This window comes from Marinobacter sp. CP1 (assembly GCF_001266795.1).
Taxonomy (GTDB): domain Bacteria; phylum Pseudomonadota; class Gammaproteobacteria; order Pseudomonadales; family Oleiphilaceae; genus Marinobacter; species Marinobacter flavimaris.
Genome location: NZ_CP011929.1, coordinates 2,076,492 through 2,102,889 on the forward strand (window position 1 = coordinate 2,076,492; position 26,398 = coordinate 2,102,889).

Consider the following 26,398-nt stretch of genomic DNA (forward strand, 5'->3'; position numbering starts at 1 on the left):
GAATTGAGGTCGCAAGGCGCCTCCCGTTGTTAGCAACTGATAGCAACGAGTTCCCGGGCAGGAGAGGAGGGCTGGCTACCACATCGTGCCTGCCTTTTCAGACAAGTGTAGCCGAGATTTTTGCGACTGCTTTTCCGCTGTGATGAAAATACCCGGCTGTAATGTTACGGATTGAATCTGCGTCACTGGCTCTGGAACCAACGGTCGTTCCTGGTATGGGACCAGCACAGCCATCCCATGCTCAGGGCCCGCGCTACCATCAGAGAGATCAGCGCGAACCAGAGCCCGTGATTGCCCCAGCCCGTGGTCAGCCACCAGACCGGTGCAAACACGGCCAGGGCCGAAAACAGCATGGTGTTCTGCATGTCCCGGGTTCGGGTTGCGCCGATAAAAATCCCATCAAGAAGAAAGCCCCAGACTGCGGCAAAAGGTAGCAGCCAGAGCCAGGGCAGGTAGCGCCAGGCGGTGGCTCTCACTTCCTCGATACCGGTTAGCAGTGCAATGAGCCAATGCCCGCCGGCCACAAAAACAATGGTGAGCAAGAGGGCGCCCCAGAGTGACCATCGCAGGGCACTTCGAAAGACCACCCGGAAGCGCCGCCGGCTGCCTTTGCCGATAGCCTCGCCAATCAGCGCCTCGGCAGCATTGGCAAAACCGTCCAGGGCGTTGGAGATCAACAGAAGAAAGGTGATCAGAACGGCATTGGCAGCGAGGATGGTGTCTCCCTGACGGGCGCCCTGGGCGGTAAAAAATGCCAGCACCAATAACAGCGCGATGGTTCGGACCATGATGTAGCGGTTAACCTGGAGAATCCTCAGGTAATCCTCGAGTTTGCCGAACAGAGCCTTCGTCAGCCCCTGCCCCTCAGGCATTCGCCGTAATACGATCAGGAAACCGATGGCGGCGGCACCGTATTCGGCGATCACAGTGGCAATGGCCACGCCACGGCTGTTCCAGCCAAGCACGGTAACAAAAAGAATATCCAACACGATGTTCAGGCCGTTTGCTGCAATCAGCATGATCATCGGGCCCCGTGGAAACTGGGTGCCGATGAGCCAGCCAACCAGCGTGTACTGGCAGAGAACGGCCGGCGCGCTCCAGATCCGGATTCCGGCGTACTCGGCCGCCAGTTCGGTCACGTTGTCACTGGGATTCATCAGGCTCAGGCCGGTCTGTATCAGAGGCTGGTGAAACAGAATGAGAAGAAGGCCGATCCCGGTTGCCAACAGGATCGAGCGCAGCAGCAATGCCACCTGACTGAAGTTGTCCCGCTTGCCCCATGCCTGAGCGGCCAGGCCGGTCGTGCCCATGCGCATGAAGCCAAAGGTCCAGTACAGGATGCTGAACAGATTGGCACCAACGGCGACGGCGCCAAGATACTCCGGGCTTTCCAGGTGGCCGAGCACGGCCGTATCCACCAGTCCCAGGAGAGGGACGGTGAGGTTGGTGAGCATCAATGGCCAGGCCAGGGCCCAGAGACGTCGGTCGGTTGCCGGCAAGTTAAAAGGCATATGCGTTTTAATTCTTAAAAAATTCTGTTTAGCTTTTTTGGGTTTAGCCGATTTTTTAGTCTTTTTTTGATCTGTGTCTATACTCCAAGCTGAGTATCCGAAAGCAGGCTTCCACTCTGGTTTTGCGGTGTATGCGACGCCGAAAATGCCAGCGGGATAACGCAAAATCCGACAAGAATAACACTCTGTGGAGACACAGTATGCGCGTGCACGCTCAGCGGGCAGGTGCCCTTTTAGGCGGTCTGATGTTCCCCGCCTGGTCCATGGCGGACTGGACACTGAACATGACCCCGGGGGTGACCGGCACCAGTAACGAAATTTTCAGCCTTCACATGACCATACTCTGGATCTGCGTCGTCATTGGCGTCGTGGTCTTCGGAGTCATGTTCTGGTCTATTTTTGCCCACCGAAAATCCCAGGGCGCCAAACCGGCCAACTTTCACGAGAACACCCTGGTAGAAATTCTCTGGACCATCATACCGTTTGTGATCCTCGTTGTTATGGCGATTCCTGCCACGGCGACCCTGGTCGACATGTATGACACCTCCGAATCGGAGGTGGACATCAAGATCACCGGGTATCAGTGGAAGTGGCAATACGAATATATCAATGAAGATTTCGGCTACTTTTCCAACCTGGCGACGCCACGTGACCAGATTGAGAACCGACAGGCCAAAGGTGAAAACTACCTTCTCGAGGTGGATAACCATCTGGTGATTCCGGTCGGGAAAAAGATTCGTTTTCTGGTAACGGCGAACGATGTTATCCACTCCTGGTGGGTGCCGGACTTTGGTGTCAAGAAAGATGCGATTCCAGGCTTCATCAACGAGACCTGGACCCGCGTCGACAAGCCCGGCATTTACCGCGGTCAGTGCACCGAACTTTGTGGCAAGGACCATGGCTTCATGCCGGTGGTTGTCGAGGCGGTTCCCGAGGAGGAATACAACACCTGGGTCGCGGAGAAGAAGGAAGCTGCCGAGCGCGAGCGCCAGTTGACCCAGAAAGACTGGACCATGGCCGAGCTGATGGAACGGGGCGAAAAAGCCTACCAGACCGCTTGTGCTGCCTGCCACCAGGCCGACGGCAGCGGTGCGCCACCGGCGTTCCCGGCGCTGAAGGGCAGTCCCATTGCAACCCAGGACATGGCGGCTCACATAGACATCGTTGTGAACGGCAAGTCCGGCACGGCCATGCAGGCTTTCGGCAACCAGCTGAGCGAAGTGGACCTGGCGGCGGTGATTACCTACGAGCGGAACGCCTGGGGTAACAACACCGGTGAAATGGTCACTCCGAAAGAAATTTTTGATTACAAGAACCAGCAGTAATCAACGCCAGATAACAGATATCACCAGCCACAATAAATGGCGGTAACGGGGGTTTTCATGAGTGCGGTTGCAGATACCCACGCCCAGGATCATCATCACGGCCCGGCAAAAGGCTTCAGCCGCTGGCTGCTGACCACGAACCACAAGGATATCGGGACCATGTACCTGATATTCAGCTTCGCCATGTTCCTGTTGGGCGGGAGCATGGCCATGGTCATCCGGGCAGAACTCTTCCAGCCCGGGCTGCAAATCGTGCAGCCGGAATTCTTCAACCAGATGACCACGATGCATGGTCTGATCATGGTCTTTGGTGCGGTCATGCCAGCGTTTGTCGGCCTTGCCAACTGGATGCTGCCGTTGATGATTGGCGCCCCCGACATGGCGCTGCCCCGGATGAACAACTGGAGCTTCTGGCTGCTGCCCTGCGCCTTCCTGATTCTGGTTTCCACCCTGTTCATGGAAGGCGGCGGTCCCAACTTCGGCTGGACCTTCTACGCGCCCCTGTCCACAACCTACGGGCCGCCGAGCACGACCTTCTTCATTTTCGCGGTCCACATCATGGGTATCTCGTCGATCATGGGCGCGATCAACGTGATCGCCACCATCCTGAACCTCCGGGCGCCGGGCATGACCCTGATGAAGATGCCCCTGTTTGTCTGGACCTGGCTGATTACGGCGTTCCTGCTGATTGCGGTGATGCCGGTCCTGGCCGGTGTGGTGACCATGATGCTGATGGACATCAACTTCGGCACCAGCTTCTTTGACGCCTCCGGCGGCGGCGATCCGGTACTGTTCCAGCACGTGTTCTGGTTCTTCGGGCACCCCGAGGTATACATCATGATCCTCCCGGCCTTCGGGGCGGTCTCCCATATCATTCCGGCATTTTCCCGCAAACCCCTGTTTGGCTATGCCTCCATGGTCTATGCGGTCGGTGCCATTGCCCTGCTGTCTTTCGTGGTCTGGGCCCACCACATGTTCACCGTTGGCATTCCCATCGTTGGCCAGCTGTTCTTCATGTACGCCACCATGCTGATCGCGGTGCCCACCGGGGTGAAGGTGTTCAACTGGGTGGCCACCATGTTCCGGGGTTCTCTCACCTTTGAGGCGCCCATGCTGTTTGCCGTGGCCTTCGTGATCCTGTTCACCATTGGAGGTTTCTCCGGTCTGATGCTGGCCATCGCGCCGGCTGACTTCCAGTACCACGATACCTATTTCGTGGTTGCCCACTTCCACTATGTGCTGGTGCCGGGTGCCATCTTCGGGATCTTCGCTTCGGCTTACTTCTGGCTGCCCAAGTGGACCGGGCACATGTATGACGAAACCCTGGCCAAGACCCATTTCTGGCTGTCTTTTGTTGGCATGAACCTGGCGTTCTTCCCGATGCACTTCCTGGGACTGGCAGGCATGCCACGACGGATTCCGGATTACGCGCTGCAGTTCGCCGATTTCAACATGGTTTCCAGTGTCGGTGCATTCATGTTCGGTGCCACACAGCTGTTGTTCCTGTTTATCGTGGTCAAGTGCATCAGGGGTGGCAAAGAGGCGGCCGCCAAGCCCTGGGATGGTGCCGAAGGTCTTGAGTGGACCGTGCCCTCACCGGCGCCTTACCACACCTTCTCGACACCACCGGAAGTTAAGTAACCGGAGGCCGGCACCATGTCGAACCAGCAGGCAAACAAGGCAGGCGCATCCCGCAGCACCAACCGTGTTGTGGGTTGGTGCCTGGCCGGGGTAGTTGGCATGTTTGTCTTCGGCTTTGCCATGGTGCCTCTCTACAACGTGTTCTGTGAGATTACCGGGATAAACGGCAAAACCGGCGGGCGATACGAGTCCACCGAGGTGGCCGAAGCTGACATGAGCCGGACGGTAAAAGTTCAGTTTCTTGCGTCCAATGGCCCGGGAATGACCTGGAAGTTTCGCCCGGTTGTGCGCTCCGTGGAAGTGCATCCCGGAGAGCCGACGACGGTGAACTTCTATGCCGAGAACCCCACGGCCGAGCCGATGGTCGGGCAGGCGGTTCCCAGCCTTGCGCCCTCGGAAGGCACGCTCTACTTCCACAAGACCGAGTGCTTCTGCTTCAACCAGCAACCGCTTGAAGCCGGCGAAAGCACTGAAATGCCCCTGATTTTTATCGTCGATAAAGACCTGCCGGCGCACATCACGAAACTCACCCTGTCCTATACGCTTTACGATCAGGGCAAGCAGCCGGCGGTAACGCAAACTTCCCGGAAAGACACAACAACAAACGATAACGGATAAGCCATCGGAGACTGTCATGGCGGAAAACCAGACCTACTACGTTCCGGAACAGAGCAAGTGGCCCATCATTGCGACGGTTGGCCTCGGCGTGACCCTCTATGGGGTTGCGGCCATCATGGTCAACGGCAAGCAGGGCGAGAGCACCACCGGTGCCTGGATCATGTTCATGATTGGCGCCATCATCATGGCGTACATGTTGTTCGGCTGGTTCGGGAACGTCATCAAGGAAAGCCGGGCCGGGCTGTACAGTCCGCAGATGGATCGTTCTTTCCGCTGGGGCATGAGCTGGTTTATTTTCTCGGAAGTGATGTTCTTCGCCGCGTTTTTCGGGGCCCTGTTTTACGTTCGGGTTTTCGCTGTGCCCTGGCTGGGTGGCGAGGGCGACCGGGGTTCCTCCAACATGCTGTGGGAAGGCTTTCAGTCGAGCTGGCCTCTCATCAATAACCCTAGCCCGGAGGCCTACCCCGGACCCAAAGAGGTCATCAGTGCATGGGGCTTGCCGTTGATGAATACCATTCTGCTGGTGACATCTTCCTTCACGGTAACCGTGGCTCACCATGCCCTGAAGGCGGGCAATCGGGCGAAAACCAAGCTCTGGCTTGCCCTGACCATTGCGCTGGCCATCGTGTTCGTGTTTGTCCAGGGCTATGAGTACATGCACGCCTACCAGGACCTCGATTTGACTCTGCAATCCGGGATCTACGGCAGCACCTTCTTCATGCTGACAGGCTTCCACGGGGCACATGTGATTCTCGGGTCTCTGATGCTGATCATCATGCTGATTCGCATAAACAAAGGCCACTTCACGGCCGATAATCACTTCGGGTTTGAAGCGGCGGCCTGGTACTGGCACTTTGTGGACGTGGTGTGGCTTGGTCTCTTTGTCTTTGTCTACATTCTCTGAAAAAGGTTGATCAGGGCGTCGGGTTCAATGTCAGGGCGCCCTGCCACAGAGCAATCAGAATGACCGCCAGGAGCAGTATGCTGAGTGTGACCCGAACCGCCAGGGAGTTCACCACCCGGTTGGTTTTGCCGCCATCCTTGATGAGAAAGAACAGGCCACTGAACAGACTCACCACGACGGCAAGCATCAGAAAAACGATAAAGCCCTTGAGCATGGGAGTTCCTGTTTTTGTAGGTGCAGTGAATGTACGGGCAGGAACAGGTTCCAGACCCGTTGAGGTCACTATAGCAGAGCATGTCTGATTCGCAGGGCCAACACCGTCAATGGCACTTTGACTGGCGATTGCTGGTGTTCAGCGGCGTCTTCCTGCCCATACTTATTGGCCTCGGTGTCTGGCAGCTGAATCGGGCGGAAGAAAAGCAGCTTCTGCTGAACCAGTGGCAGCAGGAAGCGGAAAACCGGGCCTGGCAGGACATGGAGTCCGGTGATCTGACCCGTGGTCGGCCTCTGACACTGACCGGGATGTACGGAAGCCGAAACTGGCTGCTGGATAACCGGACCCGTGATGGCATCCCGGGTTATGAAGTCCTGACAGAGTTTCGTCCTCTGGAAGGGCCGCCGGTTGTGGTTAATCGCGGTTGGGTCCAGGCGCCGCGAACCCGGGATCAGCTCCCGCAGCTGGAAACGCCGGAAGGGATTTTTACCCTGGAAGGTCGACTCAGTGACTATCCGGTGCCGCCGGTGCTGGTGGATCAGCCAGAGGCAGGCGGTCCGTGGCCCCGGCGGGTACAGAGTCTGTCCGGAGAGGCCGCACGAAAGGAGATTCCGGATCTTCCCGACAAAATAGTAAGGCTTTCCGGCAATCGCCAGCCGGGCGCTTACCGGGCGGATTGGGAACCGGACCTGATGGGGCCACAAACCCATTACGGATATGCCACGCAATGGTTTGCGCTGGCCGTGGCGCTGACTATATTGACTATAGTGGCGAGTTACCGAAAGACAGGAGCCAATAATGACAATGACAATGGCTAACCGGATATCCGACCAGGAACACAACGAAGGGCCAACCCCGGAACAGGTGCGTCGCGGCCGTCGCACGGCATTCCTCCTGTTTGCGCTGGGTTTTGGCCCGATGATTGTTGCAACCATCATGTTTTATACCGGCTGGCTGAACCCGGCCGGCCACACCAATAACGGCGTTTTGCTCCAGCCAGTGGCCCCGGTTTCAACGCTCAATCTCGAAACGGCTTCCGGTACTCCGCTGGCAGAACGCTTTGGCCCGGAAAAAATCGATCCGGACTGGCTCATGATTGTGGCTGCCGGCCAATGTGGCAGTCAGTGCGAAGAGCTGCTCTATCTGGCCAGGCAGGTGAATATCGCCCTTGGCAAGAACGCCAACCGGGTCTCCCGGGCTGCCGCACTGGGTAGTGTGCCCTCCGATCTGCAGGCGCGTTGGTCCTCCGAATACAGCTCCATGGAGCGCCTTGTGCCTGCGGCGGGTGCCCGGCCGGACTGGCCAGCCGGTATCAATCCGGAAGCGGAGCCGCGCATCCTGCTGGTTGATCCGTTCGGTAATGTGATGATGCATTACGGTTCCGAGCATACTGGTAAGGATATGCTGGAGGACCTGAAACACCTGCTCAAACTGTCGCAGATCGGTTAATGGCCAGAGCGGAGAGTCAGCCTTGAATCAGTCATCTGTTTCCCCAACTACGGCAGCCCACAAGATGGCAAAGTGGGCAACCTTTGCCGTTTTGCTGGCGGTTGTCGTGATCATGCTGGGTGCCTGGACCCGCCTGGTGCACGCAGGGCTGGGGTGTCCTGACTGGCCCGGGTGCTATGGTTTTCTCACGGTGCCCCAGAGCGAATCGAACATTGCCATAGCGAATGCCCGTTTTCCCGATACGCCGGTGGATGTGCAAAAAGGCTGGCCCGAAATGATCCACCGTTACGCCGCCGGCACCCTGGGGCTGGTGGTGTTCGGCCTGGCGGCCTACGCGGTTCGTAACCGGCGCCAGGGTGTTCCGGTAAAGCTGCCTTTGTTTATCGCCGGTTTCATCATTCTTCAGGGCGCTTTCGGCATGTGGACGGTGACCCTGAAACTGTGGCCCCAGGTGGTGGCGCTGCACCTGCTTGGCGGCTTTACCACCCTGAGTCTCCTGACGCTGCTGGCCCTCCGGTTGCGACGTCAGGCCAGACGGACAGGGGATCGGGAGCCCCCGCCATCCAATGCCCTGTCCGGTTTCCGGCCCTGGCTCTATGGCGGGCTGCTGTTAGTGGTGATGCAGATTGCCCTGGGGGCCTGGACAGCGGCCAACTACGCGGCCGTTGCCTGTACCGATCTGCCCACCTGTCAGGGCCAGTGGTGGCCTGAGGGCATGGATTTCCGGCACGGCTTTGACGTGACCCAGCATGTGGGCCCGAACTACCTGGGTGGCCAGCTGACGGCGGATGGCCGGGTGGCCATTCATGTCACTCACAGACTCGGTGCCATGCTGGTGCTGGTCTATTTCGCCGCATTACTGGCGTTGATGTGGCGTCGACGTGGTGATTCCGGCCTGGATAACGCCATCCGGCTGGTGGCGGTCCTGCTGGGTGTTCAGATCCTGTTGGGTCTGGCCAACGTAATTTTCCATATTCCCCTGTCCATCGCCGTGGCCCACAACGCCATGGGCGCAGGTCTGCTGTTGTCAGTCATTCACCTGATCTGGCGGCATCAGCTGTTACTCGAACCACATAGCATCCCGGCAACACACACAACAACAATGAACCAGGAGGTTACGGCATGAGCGAGCAAGTGGAAGCACTGCCGGCCCAGGCAATTGCGAGCGACTCCAGAACAACCATTTCCTGGCGTGACTACCTGGAGCTGACCAAGCCCAGGGTTGTCGCGCTGATGATCCTCACATCGGTTATCGGGATGCTGCTGGCGGCGCCAGGCGTGCCCGGTTGGGGCGTCTTGGTCTGGGGCAATCTGGGTATCGCCCTGCTGGCCGGCGCGGCTGCAGTGGTCAACCATGTGGTAGACCAGAAAATTGACACCGTCATGGCTCGCACCCGCAAGCGCCCGGTGGCCACAGGCAAGATCTCGCCTGTGGATGCGATCCTGTTCGCAACGATACTCGCGTGTGTTGGTATGGCCGTGCTTATGTGGCAGGTGAATCACCTCACTGCCTGGCTGACCCTCGCCTCCCTGGTGGGTTACGCCGGTGTCTATACCCTGTTCCTCAAGCGTGCTACGCCCCAGAACATCACCATCGGTGGTCTTGCCGGAGCCATGCCACCGCTGTTGGGGTGGACCGCTGTGACCGGCCAGGTTGAGGGCCACGCTCTGCTGCTGGTGCTGATCATTTTTGCCTGGACCCCGCCGCATTTCTGGGCTCTGGCTATCCATCGCAAGGAAGAGTACGCCAAGGCGGGCATTCCCATGCTGCCGGTCACTCATGGCAACAAGTTCACCGAGCTGCACATCCTGCTCTACACCCTGATGTTGCTGGCGGTCAGTCTGCTACCTTTTGTCACAGGCATGTCCGGCGGTATCTACCTGGTGGGCGCCCTGGCCCTTGGCCTGCGCTTTCTGCAGTATGCGGTAAGGCTGTTGAAGGGTGACGATCGGCGGGTGGCCCTGAATACCTTCAAGTATTCCATCACTTACCTCATGGCCCTGTTTGTGGTATTGCTTGTGGATCATTTTGTATTCTTCTGAGTCAGACATTGTGCTGACGCAGGCGGGGATGGCTTTCCGAAACACGCTGTAAATACGTCCGTGTACGCCCGGCTACGCCATCCATGGCTCCGCACGGTTTCGGAAAGCCATCCCCGTCTGCTTATCTGATCAACGAAGTGGACCACCCATGAAAAGCTCCAGCTCTATTCGCCTTACCCTGTTCTGCCTTCTGCTAATCGTTGTTCTGATCTTTGGACTGGTTGTTGGACGGCAGGTATTTCTGGTGGGTAACCAGGAACCGATTCCGGCGCCGGAGCTGACGGAGTTCAATACGTATGTCTATGATCAGCCTCGTCAATTGGCAGAGTTCACGCTGACGGATGAGAACGGTGAAACGGTCACGCGGGAGAGTCTGAGGGGTCGCTGGACCATTGCATTCGTGGGCTACACCAATTGCCCGGATATCTGCCCGGCAGCCATGGCCAATTTGCGCCAGACCGACAAGCTGCTGTCCAAGGAATTGCCCCAGCCTGACTATCTGCTGGTCAGCGCTGACCCGGAGCACGATACGCCGGAGAAACTCAAAGCCTACACGGACTTCTTCGGTGAACATTTCCATGGTCTGACCGGAGATCTGGACACCTTGCGGGAACTGGCCAAAAGCCTGAACGCGGTGTTTGTCCATCGTGAGGTGGATGGCGAGCTGCTGGTGGATCACAGCGGCCATTTTGCGCTGCTGAACCCCGACGGCGAACTTGCTGCTGTGATCCAGCCGCCCCATAATCCGCACAACCTGGCCGAGGCCTTTGAGCGGATTTACCAGTGGGCAAAGGCCAATCGTGAGCGGGTGAGCTCCTGACGCTTCAGAAACCCGGAATCCGATGCTCCCTATTGATGCCATTCTTCCAGACCTGAAAGCGGCCCTGGAACGCACGACTACCTTACTTCTGCAGGCTCCGCCCGGTGCCGGTAAAACCACCCGTGTGCCTGCCGCCCTTCTGGATGCGCCCTGGCGCGGTGACGGCAAGATCCTGATGCTGGAGCCCCGTCGGCTTGCAGCTCGCTCTGCCGCCCGGTTCATGGCCCGGCAACTCAATGAACAGCCCGGACAGACGGTAGGCTATCGCACAAGGCTGGATACCCGTGTGTCTGCGGCCACCCGGATCGAAGTCGTGACCGAAGGCATCCTGACCCGGCTGATCCAGGCGGATCCGATGCTGGAGGAGTACGCGGCGGTCATCTTTGATGAGTTCCATGAGCGCTCTTTGCAGGCGGATCTGGGCCTGGCCCTGGTGCGGGAATCGCAGCAGGCGTTGCGGGAGGATCTGCGGTTGCTGGTGATGTCCGCAACCCTGGATACCGGGCCGATTGCGCAAGTGCTTGGAGACGTTCCCGTAATAACCAGTGAAGGACGGGCGTTTCCGGTCGATGTTCATTACCGGCCGTTGCCGCGCAGTGGCCGCATGGTGGATCAGGTTACCGCTGTGGTTCGGGAGGCATTGGCTGATCAAAGCGGCTCACTGCTGGTGTTTCTGCCCGGTGTGGGTGAGATACGTCGGGTTGAGCAACAGCTCCGTGCAAACCTGCCGGACCGGGTGATGCTTGCTCCACTATACGGCAATCTGAAATCGGAGCAGCAGGACCAGGCAATCTCGCCGGCTCCCGAAGGCCAGCGCAAGGTGGTGTTGGCTACGGCTATTGCCGAAACCAGTCTGACCATTGAAGGGGTTCGGGTTGTTATCGATTGCGGTCAGCAGCGTCGGGCCGTTTTTGATCCCAACAGTGGCATGACCCGCCTGGTCACTGGCCGGGTATCCAGGGCTTCTGCGGAACAGCGTAAAGGCCGGGCCGGCCGGATGGAGCCCGGGGTCTGTTATCGATTGTGGAGCGAATCGGAACAGTTCGGATTGGCCGATTACACGCCGCCCGAAATTCTGGAGGCCGATCTGGCACCCTTGGTGCTGGAATTAGCCCAGTGGGGCGCGCGGGAAGCCGATGCCGTCGCCTGGATTGATAAGCCCCCTGCCGCCCATTGGAGGCAGGCTGTGGCCCTCCTGCGGTGGCTCGATCTGCTCGATTCAGACGGAGCTATTACGGACCACGGCAAAGCGGCCCGGGAGCTGGGTATACACCCGCGACTGGCGCATATGGTGCTGAAAGGCCGTTCTATAGGGCTCGGAGGCGCGGCTGCGGCCGTGGCCGCCTTGCTGGAAGAGCGTGATCTCCTGGGCCCCGGAACTGGTGCGGACATGCACGAGCGGGTTCGGGTGTTCTTCGGGGAACGGCGGGATCGCACGCTGGATGTCGCTCGCCTGAAGGCTGTACGCCAGTCGGCCCGGCGTCTTTCCGGGCCCGGGACGACTGAGGCAACACCGCCCTCGGAGACCGAAATCGGCCGATTGCTTGCCCTGGCCTATCCGGACCGTATTGCCAGGCGGCGATCGGATAAGGCGGCGAGGTATCAGCTCAGTAATGGCAAAGGTGCGGTACTGAGAGAGGATGATCCCCTGGCACGGCACGAGTGGCTGGTGGCGGCCGAGCTGGATGGCCAGGCCCGCGAAGCCACGATTTACCTGGCCGCGCCGGTGGACATTCCGGACCTGGAGCTCGACCTGGCTGACCACATACAGGAGATCGAAGAGGCACTGTGGGACGACAGCCAGGGTAAAATTCTGGCGCGGCGTGCGCGAAAACTGGGTGAACTCGTGCTTCAGGAAAAGCCGCTCGGCCGGGTGGATCCGGAACTGGTCCGGCAGGGGCTGCTCAGCGCGATTCGGAAGAAGGGCCTGGAAAGCCTGCCCTGGAGTGATGGCAGTCGCCAGTGGCGTGCCCGAATGAGGTTGCTCGCCAGAACCTTCCCGGATTCCGGCTGGCCGGACACCGATGACGCGGCGTTACTGGATAGTCTCGAGGTTTGGCTGGGCCCGTTTCTGGTCGGCATGACCCGATGGTCCGATCTGGCCCGGATCGACTTGCTGGCGGCCCTTAACAGCCTGATTGATTACCCGTCCCAGCAGCAGCTTCAGAGTCTGGCGCCAACACATCTGACCATACCGACCGGCCAGCGGGTGAGTCTGGATTACACCGCCGACAATGGCCCGGTGTTGGCGGCCAAGCTCCAGGCGCTGTTTGGCTGGAAAGAAACCCCTGCCGTTGCCGGTGGGCGGGTACCGGTGGTGCTTCATCTGTTGTCCCCCGCGCAACGGCCTCTGGCGGTCACCGCCGATCTGGCCAGTTTCTGGCGTAACGCCTACCCCGAGGTGCGCAAGGATATGCGTGGGCGGTATCCCAAGCATCCCTGGCCGGAAGATCCGTTTACCGCCGAGGCTCAGCAGGGCACGAAAAAACGCCCAACTCGCTGATGCGTTTGCTGACCAGCGCGTGTGGCACCCGCTCAAAGTAGATATTCCGTGGCGTTATCCAGTCTCCCGGCGGTGCGTTGAGTTCTTCCGCGGGCATTTCCTCGAGTTCAACCGACCCGGGGTCGGCGTCGCTGTTCCGGAAGCTGTCGGCAAGAACCCAGAGGGGCTTCCCGGCCGCATGGGCCGCCAGAGCCAACAAGTGTGTACCGCTTTTGTTGATAAAATGCCCATTGGAAAGCCAGGTATCGCACCCGGTGATCACCAGGTCAGCCTGGGGCACAAACAGCCCCATCTGCGCATCGGTGATCAAGGTGACGGGTATGGCTAGCTCGTTCAGCGCCCGTGCCAGGGAGTGGCCCTCGAAGCCCGGGCTGCTCTGGGTGCAGATGACAGAGAAGGCCTGGCGCTGTTCCGCCATGTTACGAAACAGCGCCAGTACCGCGGAGCTGGCGCTATGGGTCAGTATCACCGGCGACTCTGGCAGAAGATCGAGGGCTTGCCGGGCAATGGTTCCGGTGGCATTTTCCAGCTGGTCTCTGATGTCCATGACGGCCTGAAGTGCGACCTGAACATCACTGGAAAGACGCTGCTCGATCATGGCCAGTGCATTGCCAATCACGATCATGCTCGGGCGTGCCGCCCGGAGTTCTGCCAGTAGCCTCAGAAATGTCTCGCCCTCTGGCTCGACCTCGTCCAGGTAAGATAGCAGTTGATCGAGGGTGTTCATTGCCAGCTGTGTAGCGCCTGACCGGGAGTCCGCTTTCAGTGCGGCCAGAAGGGACTTTGCCCTCGCATCAAGTTCCTGCATTCCGCTCTTCCGTGCTTATGTGCTGCTTCAAGGGTAGCACCTGTACGGTCTTTTCCTGATGTCTGGAGGTGAAAATAGCACTTGCCTGAATGTCAGCCCTGTATAAAATACGCGCAACTCAACCCCGAGTGCGCAGTATCCATGCACCTTGTTTCCTTCGATATTTTCCGAACCCTGGGTTTTCCCGACACCACCGTCCTCAAGCCGGACCAGTTTTTGCGTCATAAAGAACTGTTGCGGGAAGCAGATTGGGTCCTGTTTCCAGAGTACTGGCAGTTAAATGCCCTGGTTCACGGTCTCAAGTGCCGGGTGTTTCCCAGCGAAGCCAGCTACCGCATCGGCCACGACAAAGTGGAGATGACCCGTGCATTCCAGACGGTGGCCCCGGAGCACACGCCCTGGACCATGATTGAGGCCAACGGCCCGGTGGAACGTGACATGATCTGGGATGCCATGGTGCATCCGTTCGTGGCAAAGCTTCCCAAGGCCAGCATGGGCGAAGGCGTCTGGCTGATTGAATCCCGTGAGGACTGGCGCCGCTACTGCGAGCGCACTGACGTGCTCTACGCCCAGGAATACCTGCCTCTGGACCGGGATGCACGAGTTGTTGTGGTTGGCGATCAGGTGCTGACGGCTTACTGGCGAACCCAGGCCGATCAGGGCTTCTACAACAATGTGGCCCAAGGTGGCCGCATCGACAACAGCCCGGTTCCCCCGGCGATGACGGCGCTGGCATTGCGGCTGGCCCGGGATCTGGGTGTTGATCACGCCGGCTTTGATATTGCGCTGGTGGATGGCCACCCTTACGTACTGGAATTCAACCGGTTGTTCGGAAACAAGGGATTGGGCCAGGGCACGGAGCTCCAGGAAGCGATTCTCGGCTATCTACGGGAACAGACTGAACCGGAAGACCCGGACGGGCCTACCGAACCACCGCCGATATGGCCGGTGGCGGTCTAGGAAAACCCGCCAGAATTCATGCCAGTGGCGTTGCCAGTATTGCCTATTACTTATGGGTAGATATGCTCATATCCGGGCCCTCAAAAAAGCCCGATGATCGCGCTATCTAACGGGTGCTGCAGCGTTGCTGTAGTGCCTTTTTTTATGCCTGTTTGCCCTGTGGAGGGACACACCACCCATGACCGAAGCCGCTAACGCCAATATCGCCGATTACTACGAAGCCGACACGTTCAAGCGCATCAAGGACTTTGCCGACGGCAAGGAAACTCCGTTTGTGGTGATCGACACCGCAACGATTGACCGTCAGTATGACGAGCTGGTCGAGGGTTTCCCCTACGCCAAGGTTTACTATGCGGTGAAAGCCAACCCGGCCCCGCAGATCCTGACCATGCTGCGCGACAAGGGTGCCTCTTTCGATATCGCGTCGGTTTACGAGCTGGACAAGGTGATGGCCCTGGGTGTGACCGGTGAGCGGATCAGCTACGGCAATACCATCAAGAAGGCGAAGGACATTCGCACCTTCTACGAGAAAGGCGTTCGTATGTTTGCCACCGACTCGGAGGCAGACCTTCGCAACATCGCCAAGGCGGCCCCGGGCTCGAAAGTGTATGTGCGTATCCTGACCGAAGGTACCCTGACGGCAGACTGGCCGCTGTCCCGCAAGTTCGGCTGCCAGACCGACATGGCCATGGACCTGCTGATCCTTGCCCGTGACCTGGGTCTGGTGCCCTACGGCGTGTCGTTTCACGTCGGTTCCCAGCAGCGCGAGATTGGCGCCTGGGATGCGGCCCTGAACAAGGTGAAGGTGATTTTCGAGCGTCTGAAGGAAGAAGACGGTATCGAGCTTAAGATGATCAACATGGGCGGTGGTTTCCCGGCCAACTACATCACTCGCACCAATGAGCTGAAGGTGTACGCCGAGGAGATTGCCCGCTTCCTGCACGAGGACTTTGGTGCGGAGCTGCCGGAGATCATCATCGAGCCGGGCCGATCGCTGATTTCCAACGCCGGTGTTCTGGTGAGCGAGGTGGTTCTGATTTCCCGGAAATCCCGTACTGCCCTGCATCGCTGGGTGTTTACCGATGTGGGCAAGTTTTCAGGCCTGATCGAGACCCTGGATGAGGCGATCAAGTTTCCGATCTGGACTGAGAAGGCGGGCGAAGGCGAGGACTGTGTGATTGCCGGGCCGACCTGTGACAGTGCCGATATCATGTATGAGCATCACAAGTATCCGTTGCCGTTGAATCTGGCGATTGGGGATCGGATGTATTGGCTGTCTACCGGAGCCTATACAACGACATACAGCGCCATTGAGTTTAATGGGTTTCCTCCGTTGAAGGACTATTACATCTGACCCTGTATTAGTTCGGAGTCTGGCCGCGGGGCGGGGGTGTCCTTTCCTCTGGGAAAAACAACTCGCTTTGCTCAGACATTTTTTCCCGGCGGAAAGGACACCCCCGCCCCACGGCCGTTCCGGCTGGATATGGGGAGTCCGCGAAGGGAAAATTGGTATTCAGAGAAGGATCAGCTTTCGGGCTGGTCCTTTTTTCGTTCCAGGTTCAGGGTAAAGGCCAGGGGCAAGACCAGCAGGCCGTAGGTGATCATCAGCATCAGGGCATGGCGGGCATCGCCGGTCCAGTCGGCGACGACACCGCCAAGCATAGGCACGCAAAAAGCGACGGTGTAACCGACCAGGAAGGTGCCGGCGGAGAGGCGGCCAGTTTCGGCGGCGGAGACCACCAGCGGGGGTATCGCTACGAGCAGGATCAGGAGCATGCCGGCGACCAAGCTCATGAGGGTGGCACTGACGATGGACCACCAGCCGGTAAGCATGACCGCGCCAATGGCGCCGAGCAGGCTGATGCTGGCCAGGGTGGCGATGACGCCACGACGCCCGACCCAGTAGCGCGCCATTTTCAGCATGATCAGGGAGGCGAAGACCTGGGCAAGGTTGTACCAGAACAGGGCATCCGGCAGTTTGTCGAACTGGCCCTGATGCTGCAGCAGGTTGCCCATGTACGCGTTGAGGCCAAAAAACAGCGAGCCGGAGAGGCCGAGCAGTAGACCGATTCTCAGGGTCAAGGGGTTATGCCAGTCCGGTAGCCAGGCTACTTTTCGCACCGGTTTGGCCCGGTCCCGTTTGGGCAGGAACAGGGCTGCGGCAACCAGCAGCGCCGGGAGTGACCAGGCCACCAGGGTGGCGCGCCAGCTGTTGTCTAGCAGGGGCATGAGCACAGGCAGCGTGATGCCGGCACCGATGAACTCACCCATCAGCATGCCGTTCATGTAGATCGCCGAGCCTAACGCGAGGTGGTGGGGGTCCAGCCACCGGGGCAGTAGTGCCGGCAGTGATGGTTGCATCATGGAGACGCCGATGCCCATGACGGCACTGGCAATCATCAGGGTCAGGGTGTCGGGCATCAGGCCGCGCCCGGCGGAGCCGATCACCATAATCACCATGGCCAGAGCCAGGGTATTGCGGGGGCCAATCCGGGCAATGGCCAGTGAGCCGGGCATGGAGCCGATGGCCAGCATCAGGATGGGCAGGGTGGTCAGGGCGCCGGTGAGTGCCTGGGTGAGTGCCAGTTCGTTGCTGATGAACGGCGCCAGGGGCGGCGCGACCAGTACCGGTATCCGCAGGTAAACGCCGGCCAGCCAAAGCAACACCGCCACCGGCAGCAGCTTCGCTGGCGGTGGCGGTGTGGTCGCGGCCTGGTATTCAGCCACGGGCAAGACGATTCAGTCTTCGCTGGTGTCCGGCAGATAGGCACCGTCTTCGTCGTGGACTTCACGGCCGGTAACCGGTGGGTTGAAGGCACAGATCAGTCGCATGTCTTCCGTGCCACCGTACAGGGTGTGCTGGTCATGCTTGTCGAGTGCGTACAGGGTTCCGTCAGTGATCTCGTGGGTTTCACCAGTGGCTTTGTCCAGGATCTTGCCGTTGCCGGCAACACAGTAGACCGCTTCGAGGTGATGCTTGTACCAGAGGTTCAACTCGGCCCCGGCAGGGATGATGGTTTCGTGGAAGGAAAAGCCCATGCCGTCTTTCTTGAGCAGCATGCGGCGGCTTGTCCACCCTGGGCCGGTGACTTCCCGCTCGGTACCGATAATGTCTTGCACTCGTACGATTTTCATGAGCATTCCTCATTTTGTGATGGAATAGCCTTTTAGTATAAACATCCCTTTCAGGTGCGGTTCAACCGCCAATCGTCGTAAACGGCCATGGCCTGTTCGATCGAGGTGGCGAATCTTTCCCGCTGGCGTTCATCCAGGGGGCGCCGTTTCCGGCACTTGTCGAAGGCTTTCTGAATTTCTTGTCGGCTCGATTTTTCAAGTCGCTCGAGCCAGTGATGGTCTGCTGGCTCAAGGTCCAGCAGGTCGCGACCAGCGTGATTCCGATGGGAGATATGCCACCAGTGATCCACGGCCCTTCCCAATACAACATAGCCGAACTGGCTGTCCTGTACAGGACCGAAGGTGGCTGTTTTCAATCCGTCCCTTAGCACGCCGATGCTCAGCGCCGGCAGGGCCAGCCGATCGCCGTAGAAATAGCTGCCGGCAGCACCGATCAAACCGCCCACCAGAGCGCCGGTTCCAAGGGAGGAGCCGAAGGTCAGCGCGTCGATTCCGGCGCCACTGACGGCGCCCGCGCCGAAGCCGGCGGTGGCCAGGTAGCGCTTGCTGACCGCCCAGGCTTTGCGGCTGTCTTCCGAGAACAGGTCGTGTTCGCTGTGCCACTCCAGTTCGGGCTCCTGGCGACGGATGCGCTGGTGCTGATAAAGATGTTCGATATCCACGCGCAGGGTCTGTTCCCGCTTGCGCTGGTGACGATACCAACGTTCCCGCAGCTGTTCGGCCAGGGAGCCGTCACTGGTTTCTGCAGCCTGGCCGGCGGTAAGCGTCCGTTTTTCCTGGTAGGACATCATGCTCTCCAGTGTCCCGGCGATCAGTACTGCGGCCTGATGGCGGCGCTGCTGCCGCTGGGCGGACAGGTAGTGAGTGGCCTGTTCCAGTGGTGTTTCCCAGTCCGGCTCCAGTTGTCCGAAAGCCCGTAAAAGGCCCAGATGTTGCTCGAATGGGGCGCGAACAGCGTCGAAACGGCGGACAACCTGAAAGAACTGGCCCAGCGCGGCCTGCCAGGTATCACTGTAGTCGTCGGCACCGATGCTGTTGATCAGGGCCAGGCTCGGGCGGCCGGTCCAGCGCAGGATGGTCATTTCTGCCTCGTGCTCTGCGCTGTAGGGCACCGAGCCGTCCACCACGTAGATGATCCCGGCGCCTTCAATCAGCGGTCTGAGAAGCTCACATTCATCGGTGAATCGGCCGTCCCCCTCATGCTGTGCCACAAAGGCTTTGACGGTGTCTGCGTGATCAGAGGCGGAGACACTGTGAGCTTCCAGCCACTCCATTACCCGTCTCGGCCGCTGGAATCCGGGCGTGTCGACCAGAGTGTAGAGGGTCTGGCCGTCCACCTTCAGCGGGTAAGCCTGATGCCTGCGTGTGGTGCCGGGTTCCAGGGCAATGGCAATGGCATCATTCTGGGACAGGGTCGCCACCACGCTGGATTTACCCTTGTTCGGGTGTCCGACGACCGCAAACGTGGGTATCTGAGTCATGACCCGTCCCCGATGGCTGTGTAGGGATCCCGCATCTGGAGCCGGGGCAGAGACACCTGGACGAACTCGCTGCCCAACCTTTGGGCAAATCGCAGCCAGGGCTGGATCTGGTGGGCATCGGGTTGCTGATTGCTGTCCGTGGCCAGTGGCACCAGCGCGACCCTGGCGTTGTCGGGCCAGATGTCCCGGGCGGCCGCGAGGAAGTCCTGAAGCTCGCCGGTCGGGGGTTGCCAGCAGCGAACCAGCAGGATGACTGCCTTGGCGTTGTTTTTCAGATGCTCGGCGATCCGGTGCAGAGCCTGATCATCGTCCGAAAGGCTGGCGCTGCCGCCGGCCGTGAGCACGAGCTGCTTGCCTGACCGAAGCGACTCTGGCAATTCCGGTTCACCGGCGCCGGCCCAACACAACAGAATGTCGCTGTCGGGCAGTGGTAGCAGGTTGCCTCGAGTGTCGGTGTCCGGAAGATCGTCGGCGTCATGATGGCTGTTGCCAGTGTCCAGGGCGGGTGTTTCCATGCGATACAGCAGGGCGTGCATGGCTGGATGACTGGTGAGCAGGCGCCGGGATTTTTGCCGGGCCTGCACGGACGCACACGCCCAGAGAATTATCCTTGGCAGAAGAACCCAGGTTGCCCACATCATGGCCACAAACGGCCACCACAGGCCCCAGAGGGCCGGGTCAGGACTTGCCGTTGGGTTACCGGCCCGGAAAAAACGCGTCGCCTCGACCAGCGCAAGATCCGGGGCCGCGGCAGGCCAGAGCCAGGCCCAGGGCGTCGCAATGGCCTTTACCAATCCGTGATAGCTGGTGGCGGCAGTGTCCAGCGTGGTGCTCCAGCCGAAGGCGAGGTCCTGCAAGACGACCATGGCCAGCAAGGTAAACAGCCCTGCGATGGCGAACGCAATGCCGCCCAGGTGAGCCGCTCTGGCCATCAGAACAGGCTGAAGCCTGGTGAAGGCGCCATCTCCCGGGTTGACCCCCAATCGACGTGCCAACCAGCGCCAGGGCTGCCATCCGGCCATGGCTTGCACGGTGGTGAACAGGGCGAATATCAGGTGCAGCAACACGAACGCCAGGAAAACCGTGATGTTGATGCGCTGGCCGCCGTCATAGAACAGCAGCCCGGCCATCGCCAGCGTGCCCGCAACCGCGCCTGACACTGCAAAACCACCGTTGATCCGGCGCCACGATGCCAGTGTCCGGTCCGCGGATGTCGGGGTTGTCCGGGGACCGCTGAGGCGGTTCAGGTGGGCGAGCCAGCGGGCCGCGTCCGGGGCCTCGCCCTGCTCTTCACAGACGAGAGCAAACTTGCGATCGCGTCGATGCAGGAAGGTAGGCGGCTGTGATCTGTCCCGTTGCGCCTGGCTGTCAAACTCCAGCAGCAATCGGAGGGGGTTGTCGGTCATTCAGGGTTCCGGTGTCGAATTCGGGCTGTCGGGCCCCGTCGGGCTTTAGTGCTAGGATATAGGGATACCCGCACCTGATACCAGACAACGAGAGTCCATGCCCCACCATCTGATGAACCTGCGCCATGTACCCGATGACGAGGCCGAGGAAATCCGGGCCCTGTTTGATGCCCACGAGGTAGCCTATTACGAGACGCCACCAAGCCGCTGGGGCATCAGCATGGGCGGTTTCTGGGTGCACGACGACGATGAGGCGGCCAGGGCCAGGGCGCTGCTGGATGAGTATCAGAGGCAACGCTATGAAACCCAGCGACAGGCCTACGAGGAGCACCTGGCCCGGGGCGAATCCGGCGGTTTCTGGTTCATGCTCAGGCAGAGGCCAATCCGGACTCTGGCGGCCTGCATTGCCATTCTGGTCATCATGGGCCTGAGCCTGCTGCCGTTCATCCGGATCGGATAGCGACCCGGCAATCAGTCGCTGTTTTTTCGGTCGAGGAATGCGATTGCCTCGTCAACCGCATCGCCGGCTGTGAGAAAGCTGGTGACATGTCCTCGCAGATGCATTTCATAGAGTTCGCTGTATACCTGATGACTTGCGAGAGCGTCCCGGAAACGTTCGGCCTGGCTGAAGGGCACAAGCATGTCCACGGCGCCGTGAAAGAGGAAGAAGGGCGGTGCGTTGGCCGTCACGTGACTGATCGGTGAGGCACTGCGATAGGTGTCCGGCATCGCCTGCTGCTCGCCACCGAGGAACTGCCGGATCAACTTGCCCGAACCGAACGCCATGAGGTCAGACGGCAAGCCGCCGGCGACAACAGCGTGCAGCCGGGACTCCGGCCCGCCGTAGGGCTCGTTCAGCTCGCTGTCGGAGCTTGCCACCAGGGCCAGCAGGGCAATCAGATGGGCGCCGGATGAAAACCCGAAACCGCTGACTTGCTTGCGGTCTAGGCGGTATTTGTCGGCATGCTCGTTCAACCACTGGCGGGCGAGCTGGAGATCATGCAGCTGCGCCGGGAAGGTGTATTCCGGTGCAAACCGGTAGTCGATGTTCAGCACCGCGAAACCGTGGCTGGCCACTTCTTCCGCGATCCAGGCCATGTCTTCACGGGACCGTCGTTGCCAGCCACCCCCGTGAACCATCAGGACCACCGGATGGCGATGCCCTGAGGCCCCGTTCTCGGGCAGGTAAAGGTCGGCGAAGAGTTGTTGTGGCCAGTTATCTGGGGAGAACTGTAAATTGCGCTCTACCTGAAAGGATTGCTCTCCCGGCAAGGCCGCGTTCTCTGGTCCATTGTGGTGGGTCGCGCATCCGGCCAGCAACAGCAGGCTGCCAATCACGCCGACCAACCCACCCCGTCTGCCCCCTGTTCGGTAACCGGGCACTGGGCTCTCCTTTTTCAGGCGAATTGAGGTTTCACATCAAATCTACGACGCACTGATATTGATGGATGCCGGTACGGGGCGGATTGCCTCATCCAGACTCCATTGTCCGACATTCAGTACAGTGTCCGGTTTCAAGGACAATCTCTGCAAGGCTCGCAATAGGCGTGTTTTTTGATGATTGCCGGCCCCGGGACTGTCCGGAAATCCGGAATTATTCTCTCAAGTTCAAGTAATAGGTAATTTTAATATATATAAATCAGATACATAGCCAATTGGCACAGGATGCGCATGGCGTTCCCGGGGCCCGGCTTGCGGCCTGGTCTGTTCGTTTACAACAACAAACAAGGAACGATCATGAAACGAATAATGCTCTGCGCCCTGATCGGCGCCACGGGGTTGACCCTCTCAGCTTGCAAGGATAATCCACCGTTCAACGAAATCCCCGATTTCATTCAGGGCGATATCAGTCAGACCAGCTACGACGGTATCACCGATGACCTGCTTACTGCGGGCCTGGGTGCCAGCGGTCTGGCCAGTGCGCCCGGGCCTGCATTCGCAGACCCTTTGAACCCTACCGCTGCAGAACTCCGGCGGTTGGCGATCTATAACAACTACCGCGCACTGGTGGATACCGCCCCCGGAGGCGGTTATGGGACCTTCTTTGGTCCGCAGGTTAACGCCAGCGGTGAAGGCCTGATTGCGGGTGAAGAATTCATTGCCTACATGTCTGTGCCCGGAACCGACGTGCCGGTTACGGTGATGGCCCAGGTGCCCGATAGCTTTGACCCGGATCGACCCTGCATGGTCACGGCGCCGTCCTCCGGCTCCCGGGGCATCTACGGTGCTATCGGTACGGCCGGCGAGTGGGGCCTGAAAAAAGGGTGTGCTGTCGTATACACCGACAAGGGCACAGGAACAGGTTCCCATAACCTGGCTACAAACACCGCCCAGCGGATTGATGGCACGCTCACCTCCGATGTCGAACCAGTGCAGTTCCGGGCCGACCTGACCGATGGGCAGCGAGCGGATTTCGACAGCGCGTGGCCGGATCGGTTTGCCTGGAAGCACGCTCACTCCAGAGCCAATCCGGAAGCCGACTGGGGCCAGCATGTACTGCAGTCCATCGAATTCGGGTTTTACGTGCTGAACGAGAAGTTTGGCCGTGAGCTGGGCAACGGCGAAACGCTGCTGACCATCAAACCCAAAAACACCGTGGTCATTGCCTCCAGTGTCTCCAACGGTGGTGGTTCTTCCGTCCGTGCAGCCGAGCAGGATACGAAGGGCCTTATCGATGGAGTGGCGGTGTCCGAGCCCAACGTGAACCCGCAGGTGGACCGAAGCTTCACCATACGCCAGGGCGAGGGCCCGGAGATTACCGAGCACAGCCGCAGCCTGCTGGATTACACCACGGCCCTTGCCGTCTATCAGGGTTGTGCCAACCAGGCGCCGGCGATCCGGGACGATGCGCCATTGAACGCCACCTTCAATCCCCCTGCAATCGGCGAGAATATCTGTAACTCCCTTGCCAACAAGGGTCTGGTAAGTGGTGCCACGCTGGATGACCGGGCTACCGAAGCGCTGCGCATCCTGAACGAGGACTTTGGTATTCAGCCGGAGCAGAATCTGTTGGCGCCGGTGCACTTCGGGCTCGCCGTAGCCCAGAGTATTTCCATGACCTATGCCAATGCTTATAGTCGCGCCGGTGTCGAGGATCGTGTCTGTGATCTCAGCCTGGCGGCCGTGGATGGCGCCGGGGCAGTGGCTCCGATAGCGCCGGGGGTAGAGGCCGCTCTGTTCTCTATCAGCAATGGCATTCCGCCGTCGGCCGGGGTGAACATCGTCTACGATGGTGCCGATGGTCAGCCCACCAATCTGCCTGCCAGTGCTTCACCAAGTACCAACCAATTGGACTATGGCCTGGATGCACTGTTGTGCCTTCGTAGCCTTGCCCAGGGCAGCGACGCCGTCAGCGGAGCTGATCTGCAGGGCTCTGACGCCGAGCTGGCAACGGCTATTGCCGAGGGTATCGCCGAAGTCCGTGCCTCGGGTGATCTGCAGGGCAAGCCGACGGTTTTCGTGACCGGCCGTGCCGATGCGATTCTACCCATCAACCACACCTCCCGGCCCTATTTTGGCCTGAACCAGCGAGTGGAGGGGGAGAAAAGTAACCTGCGGTACTACGAAATCCTGAACGCGCATCACCTGGACGTACTTAATGGGTTCCCGGGCGTTGCTGACCGGTATGTGCCGTTGCACCACTATTATTTCCAGGCGCTGGACCTGGTCTGGGCGAATCTGACTGAAAAGCGGGCGTTGCCGCCAAGCCAGGTAGTCCGGACGGTGCCACGGGGCGCTATCACAACACCGCTGGCGGAGGTCAACCTGCCGGCGATCAATCCCGCGCCGGATGCTGGCGACCGGATTGTCTTTACTGACAATCAGGTCCGGATCCCGGAATAAGTGTGACACGCGCCGGCCCGTTGCGGGGCCGGCTTCGTTTGCCCCCGGTCCGGGGGCCCCATATACTTCCGTCACTGCACCCGGCCTGTCGGGTGCGAGGGTTATCCAGATGAATGACATTCGACCCGTTGGTGCGCGGTACATGACACAGCTGTTTTCTGACAACAATAAAAGTGGCCTGACCAGAGACCTGATCGAAGCCCTGTTTCCCATGTTCGAGGAAGCCAGCGCCGGTGCCATCGCCGTGGACTGCGATGCACGGATTACCTGGATTAACAGCAGCTACTCCCATCTTCTTGGCCTGGGCGATCCGTCTACCATCATCGGCAAACCGGTGCGCCAGCTAATCCCTCACACCCGAATGCCCGAAGTGGTCGAAACCGGTAAACCCCTGCTGCTGGACATCATGGAGCACAACCAGCAACAGTTGGTGGTAACGCGCCTGCCGTACTACGACGACAACGGAAAAATCGTCGGTGCCGTGGCCTTTGTACTTTACGACGACCTTCAGCCCCTGACGCCACTGGTGTCGAAATACCGTCGGCTCCACCAGGATCTTGCGGCCGCGCGCAAGGCGTTGGCGAAAAAGGCACGAGGTACTCGCTACAGCCTCGGTGATTTCGTTGGTGCCAGCCCGGCAGCGCTGGAGGTCAAGCGTCGCGCGCGCTTGGCGGCCGGTCGCGATATGCCGGTTCTACTGCTGGGAGAAACGGGCACCGGCAAGGAAGTACTCGCCCAGGCGATTCATACGGTCTCGGGACGTGCGGAGAAACCGTTCGTGGGAGTGAACGTGGCCGCCATTCCGGACAACCTCCTTGAGGCCGAGTTCTTTGGCGTCGCACCCGGCGCCTACACCGGTGCCGATCGCCGCACCCGGGAAGGCAAGTTTCAACTGGCTAACGGTGGCACCCTGTTTCTCGACGAGGTGGGTGACATGCCGTTGCCGCTGCAGGCCAAGCTGTTGCGGGCCCTGCAAGAGGGAGAGATTGAACCGCTGGGCTCCAACAAGGTGGTTTCGGTGGATGTTCGGGTTATTGCTGCCACCAGCAGAAATCTTGAGGTCATGATCTCCGAAGGTACTTTCCGCTCCGATCTTTATTACCGCCTTAATGTCCTGGAAATCCCCATTCCACCCTTGAGGGATCGGCTGGCGGATCTCGGTGTGCTCTGCGAAGCGCTTCTTGAAGAGATCTGCGAGGGTCTGGAGTTGCGTGGTGAGATTACGGATGCCGGCGTCTCGGCGCTGGGCAGTTATGACTGGCCGGGCAATATCCGTGAGTTGCGCAACGTTCTCGAGCGGGCAATGACCATGGGCGAGGAAGGTGGCTTGCTCGATGCCGACGCGATTTTCAAGGTGTTGCCCCGAGCCGGGACGCGCCCGGTGTCTTCTCTTGCACCGCAACCCGTGAGGCCGTTGTCCCAGACACTCGCCGAGGCAGAGGCCCAGGCGATCGAAGAAGCTCTGGTGGCAAGCCGTGGCAACCGTACCCGGGCTGCCAAGCTGTTGGGTATATCCCGATCTGTTCTGTACGAGAAACTGGCCAAGTTGTCCTGAAATCCGGACGACTGTCTGCTCATCCGTACAATCCCTTACGACTGACGTCTAATGATGTCCTAAATTCCGGACACTTTCCCTCGTGCCGGCTTCGACCGCATTTTATAACTTGCTGAATTATATCAATAAAACTAAGATGGCATAGTGTCTGCTATATCCGAGGCGCAGGACGTCAGAACAAT

The 26,398-nt window shown here is 59.6% G+C and carries 23 protein-coding genes; 15 read left to right on the forward strand and 8 right to left on the reverse strand.

Annotated features, from left to right (window positions below):
* Positions 1-182: 182 nt before the first annotated feature.
* Complete coding sequence (locus tag ACP86_RS09600) at positions 183-1,511, reverse strand: MATE family efflux transporter (RefSeq protein ID WP_008176715.1); 1,329 nt, start codon at positions 1,509-1,511, stop codon at positions 183-185.
* A gap of 200 nt (positions 1,512-1,711) precedes the next feature.
* Here ACP86_RS09600 and coxB point away from each other — a divergent pair, with 200 nt between their 5' ends.
* The 4 genes from coxB to ACP86_RS09620 are packed head-to-tail and all read left to right on the forward strand — an operon-like array spanning position 1,712 to position 5,999.
* Positions 1,712-2,836, forward strand: a complete 1,125-nt coding sequence (coxB, locus tag ACP86_RS09605; RefSeq protein WP_041645870.1) for a cytochrome c oxidase subunit II — start codon at positions 1,712-1,714, stop codon at positions 2,834-2,836.
* Between the two features lie 57 nt (positions 2,837-2,893).
* On the forward strand, positions 2,894-4,477 hold the full coding sequence (gene ctaD, locus ACP86_RS09610; protein WP_053113470.1) for a cytochrome c oxidase subunit I: 1,584 nt from the start codon (positions 2,894-2,896) through the stop codon (positions 4,475-4,477).
* Between the two features lie 15 nt (positions 4,478-4,492).
* Positions 4,493-5,095, forward strand: coding sequence for a cytochrome c oxidase assembly protein (locus ACP86_RS09615; RefSeq protein ID WP_053113471.1), 603 nt, complete (start codon positions 4,493-4,495; stop codon positions 5,093-5,095).
* A gap of 16 nt (positions 5,096-5,111) precedes the next feature.
* Positions 5,112-5,999, forward strand: coding sequence for a cytochrome c oxidase subunit 3 (locus ACP86_RS09620; protein WP_014578903.1), 888 nt, complete (start codon positions 5,112-5,114; stop codon positions 5,997-5,999).
* A gap of 10 nt (positions 6,000-6,009) precedes the next feature.
* On the opposite strand, the gene ACP86_RS09625 is transcribed toward ACP86_RS09620, so the two are convergent.
* The gene (locus ACP86_RS09625) at positions 6,010-6,213 is read right to left on the reverse strand and encodes a twin transmembrane helix small protein (protein WP_053113472.1); all 204 of its coding nucleotides are present in this window, start codon (positions 6,211-6,213) and stop codon (positions 6,010-6,012) included.
* A gap of 80 nt (positions 6,214-6,293) precedes the next feature.
* Here ACP86_RS09625 and ACP86_RS09630 point away from each other — a divergent pair, with 80 nt between their 5' ends.
* The 6 genes from ACP86_RS09630 (at position 6,294) to hrpB (ending at position 13,028) form a co-directional block, all read left to right on the forward strand.
* Positions 6,294-7,031, forward strand: a complete 738-nt coding sequence (locus tag ACP86_RS09630) for an SURF1 family protein (RefSeq protein WP_053113473.1) — start codon at positions 6,294-6,296, stop codon at positions 7,029-7,031.
* Complete coding sequence (locus ACP86_RS09635) at positions 7,024-7,662, forward strand: hypothetical protein (protein WP_053113474.1); 639 nt, start codon at positions 7,024-7,026, stop codon at positions 7,660-7,662. Before ACP86_RS09630 ends, ACP86_RS09635 begins: the two co-directional genes overlap by 8 nt.
* Before the next feature lie 64 nt (positions 7,663-7,726).
* Complete coding sequence (locus ACP86_RS09640; protein ID WP_053113475.1) at positions 7,727-8,788, forward strand: COX15/CtaA family protein; 1,062 nt, start codon at positions 7,727-7,729, stop codon at positions 8,786-8,788.
* Positions 8,785-9,705: a heme o synthase gene (cyoE, locus tag ACP86_RS09645; protein WP_014578909.1), complete on the forward strand. Its 921-nt coding sequence runs from the start codon at positions 8,785-8,787 to the stop codon at positions 9,703-9,705. The genes ACP86_RS09640 and cyoE overlap by 4 nt, the downstream gene beginning before the upstream one ends.
* 148 nt (positions 9,706-9,853) lie before the next feature.
* Positions 9,854-10,525 (forward strand): SCO family protein, encoded by a 672-nt coding sequence (locus ACP86_RS09650; protein ID WP_008176736.1) that lies wholly within the window; start codon positions 9,854-9,856, stop codon positions 10,523-10,525.
* A 22-nt stretch (positions 10,526-10,547) separates the two neighbouring features.
* Complete coding sequence (gene hrpB, locus ACP86_RS09655; RefSeq protein WP_053113476.1) at positions 10,548-13,028, forward strand: ATP-dependent helicase HrpB; 2,481 nt, start codon at positions 10,548-10,550, stop codon at positions 13,026-13,028.
* On the opposite strand, the gene ACP86_RS09660 is transcribed toward hrpB, so the two are convergent.
* Positions 12,982-13,836 carry a translation initiation factor eIF-2B gene (locus ACP86_RS09660; RefSeq protein ID WP_008176740.1) on the reverse strand — a complete coding sequence of 285 codons (855 nt, stop codon included), beginning with the start codon at positions 13,834-13,836 and terminating at the stop codon, positions 12,982-12,984. The genes hrpB and ACP86_RS09660 overlap by 47 nt on opposite strands.
* Before the next feature lie 141 nt (positions 13,837-13,977).
* Here ACP86_RS09660 and ACP86_RS09665 point away from each other — a divergent pair, with 141 nt between their 5' ends.
* Together ACP86_RS09665 and ACP86_RS09670 are read left to right on the forward strand one after the other, a co-directional pair.
* Positions 13,978-14,796: an alpha-L-glutamate ligase gene (locus ACP86_RS09665; protein WP_053113477.1), complete on the forward strand. Its 819-nt coding sequence runs from the start codon at positions 13,978-13,980 to the stop codon at positions 14,794-14,796.
* Positions 14,797-14,974: 178 nt separating this feature from the next.
* Entirely contained in the window at positions 14,975-16,150 is a 1,176-nt protein-coding gene (locus tag ACP86_RS09670) for a type III PLP-dependent enzyme (RefSeq protein ID WP_008176745.1), read from the forward strand.
* Between the two features lie 170 nt (positions 16,151-16,320).
* On the opposite strand, the gene ACP86_RS09675 is transcribed toward ACP86_RS09670, so the two are convergent.
* The 4 genes from ACP86_RS09675 to ACP86_RS09690 are packed head-to-tail and all read right to left on the reverse strand — an operon-like array spanning position 16,321 to position 20,818.
* Complete coding sequence (locus ACP86_RS09675) at positions 16,321-17,523, reverse strand: CynX/NimT family MFS transporter (protein ID WP_053113478.1); 1,203 nt, start codon at positions 17,521-17,523, stop codon at positions 16,321-16,323.
* Positions 17,524-17,535: 12 nt separating this feature from the next.
* Positions 17,536-17,931 (reverse strand): ectoine synthase, encoded by a 396-nt coding sequence (locus ACP86_RS09680; RefSeq protein ID WP_008176749.1) that lies wholly within the window; start codon positions 17,929-17,931, stop codon positions 17,536-17,538.
* Between the two features lie 50 nt (positions 17,932-17,981).
* Entirely contained in the window at positions 17,982-19,412 is a 1,431-nt protein-coding gene (locus ACP86_RS09685; protein ID WP_053113479.1) for a GTPase/DUF3482 domain-containing protein, read from the reverse strand.
* Entirely contained in the window at positions 19,409-20,818 is a 1,410-nt protein-coding gene (locus tag ACP86_RS09690; RefSeq protein ID WP_053113480.1) for a DUF2868 domain-containing protein, read from the reverse strand. The genes ACP86_RS09685 and ACP86_RS09690 overlap by 4 nt, the downstream gene beginning before the upstream one ends.
* Before the next feature lie 97 nt (positions 20,819-20,915).
* Between ACP86_RS09690 and ACP86_RS09695 the strand changes: the two genes are divergently transcribed.
* Complete coding sequence (locus ACP86_RS09695; protein ID WP_008176755.1) at positions 20,916-21,278, forward strand: DUF6164 family protein; 363 nt, start codon at positions 20,916-20,918, stop codon at positions 21,276-21,278.
* An 11-nt stretch (positions 21,279-21,289) separates the two neighbouring features.
* On the opposite strand, the gene ACP86_RS09700 is transcribed toward ACP86_RS09695, so the two are convergent.
* Entirely contained in the window at positions 21,290-22,201 is a 912-nt protein-coding gene (locus ACP86_RS09700) for an alpha/beta hydrolase (protein ID WP_053113481.1), read from the reverse strand.
* 354 nt (positions 22,202-22,555) lie between these two features.
* Between ACP86_RS09700 and ACP86_RS09705 the strand changes: the two genes are divergently transcribed.
* Positions 22,556-24,661 (forward strand): 3-hydroxybutyrate oligomer hydrolase family protein, encoded by a 2,106-nt coding sequence (locus ACP86_RS09705; protein ID WP_053115511.1) that lies wholly within the window; start codon positions 22,556-22,558, stop codon positions 24,659-24,661.
* A 142-nt stretch (positions 24,662-24,803) separates the two neighbouring features.
* Positions 24,804-26,216 carry a sigma-54 interaction domain-containing protein gene (locus ACP86_RS09710; RefSeq protein ID WP_014578922.1) on the forward strand — a complete coding sequence of 471 codons (1,413 nt, stop codon included), beginning with the start codon at positions 24,804-24,806 and terminating at the stop codon, positions 26,214-26,216.
* The last annotated feature ends 182 nt before the right edge of the window (positions 26,217-26,398 follow it).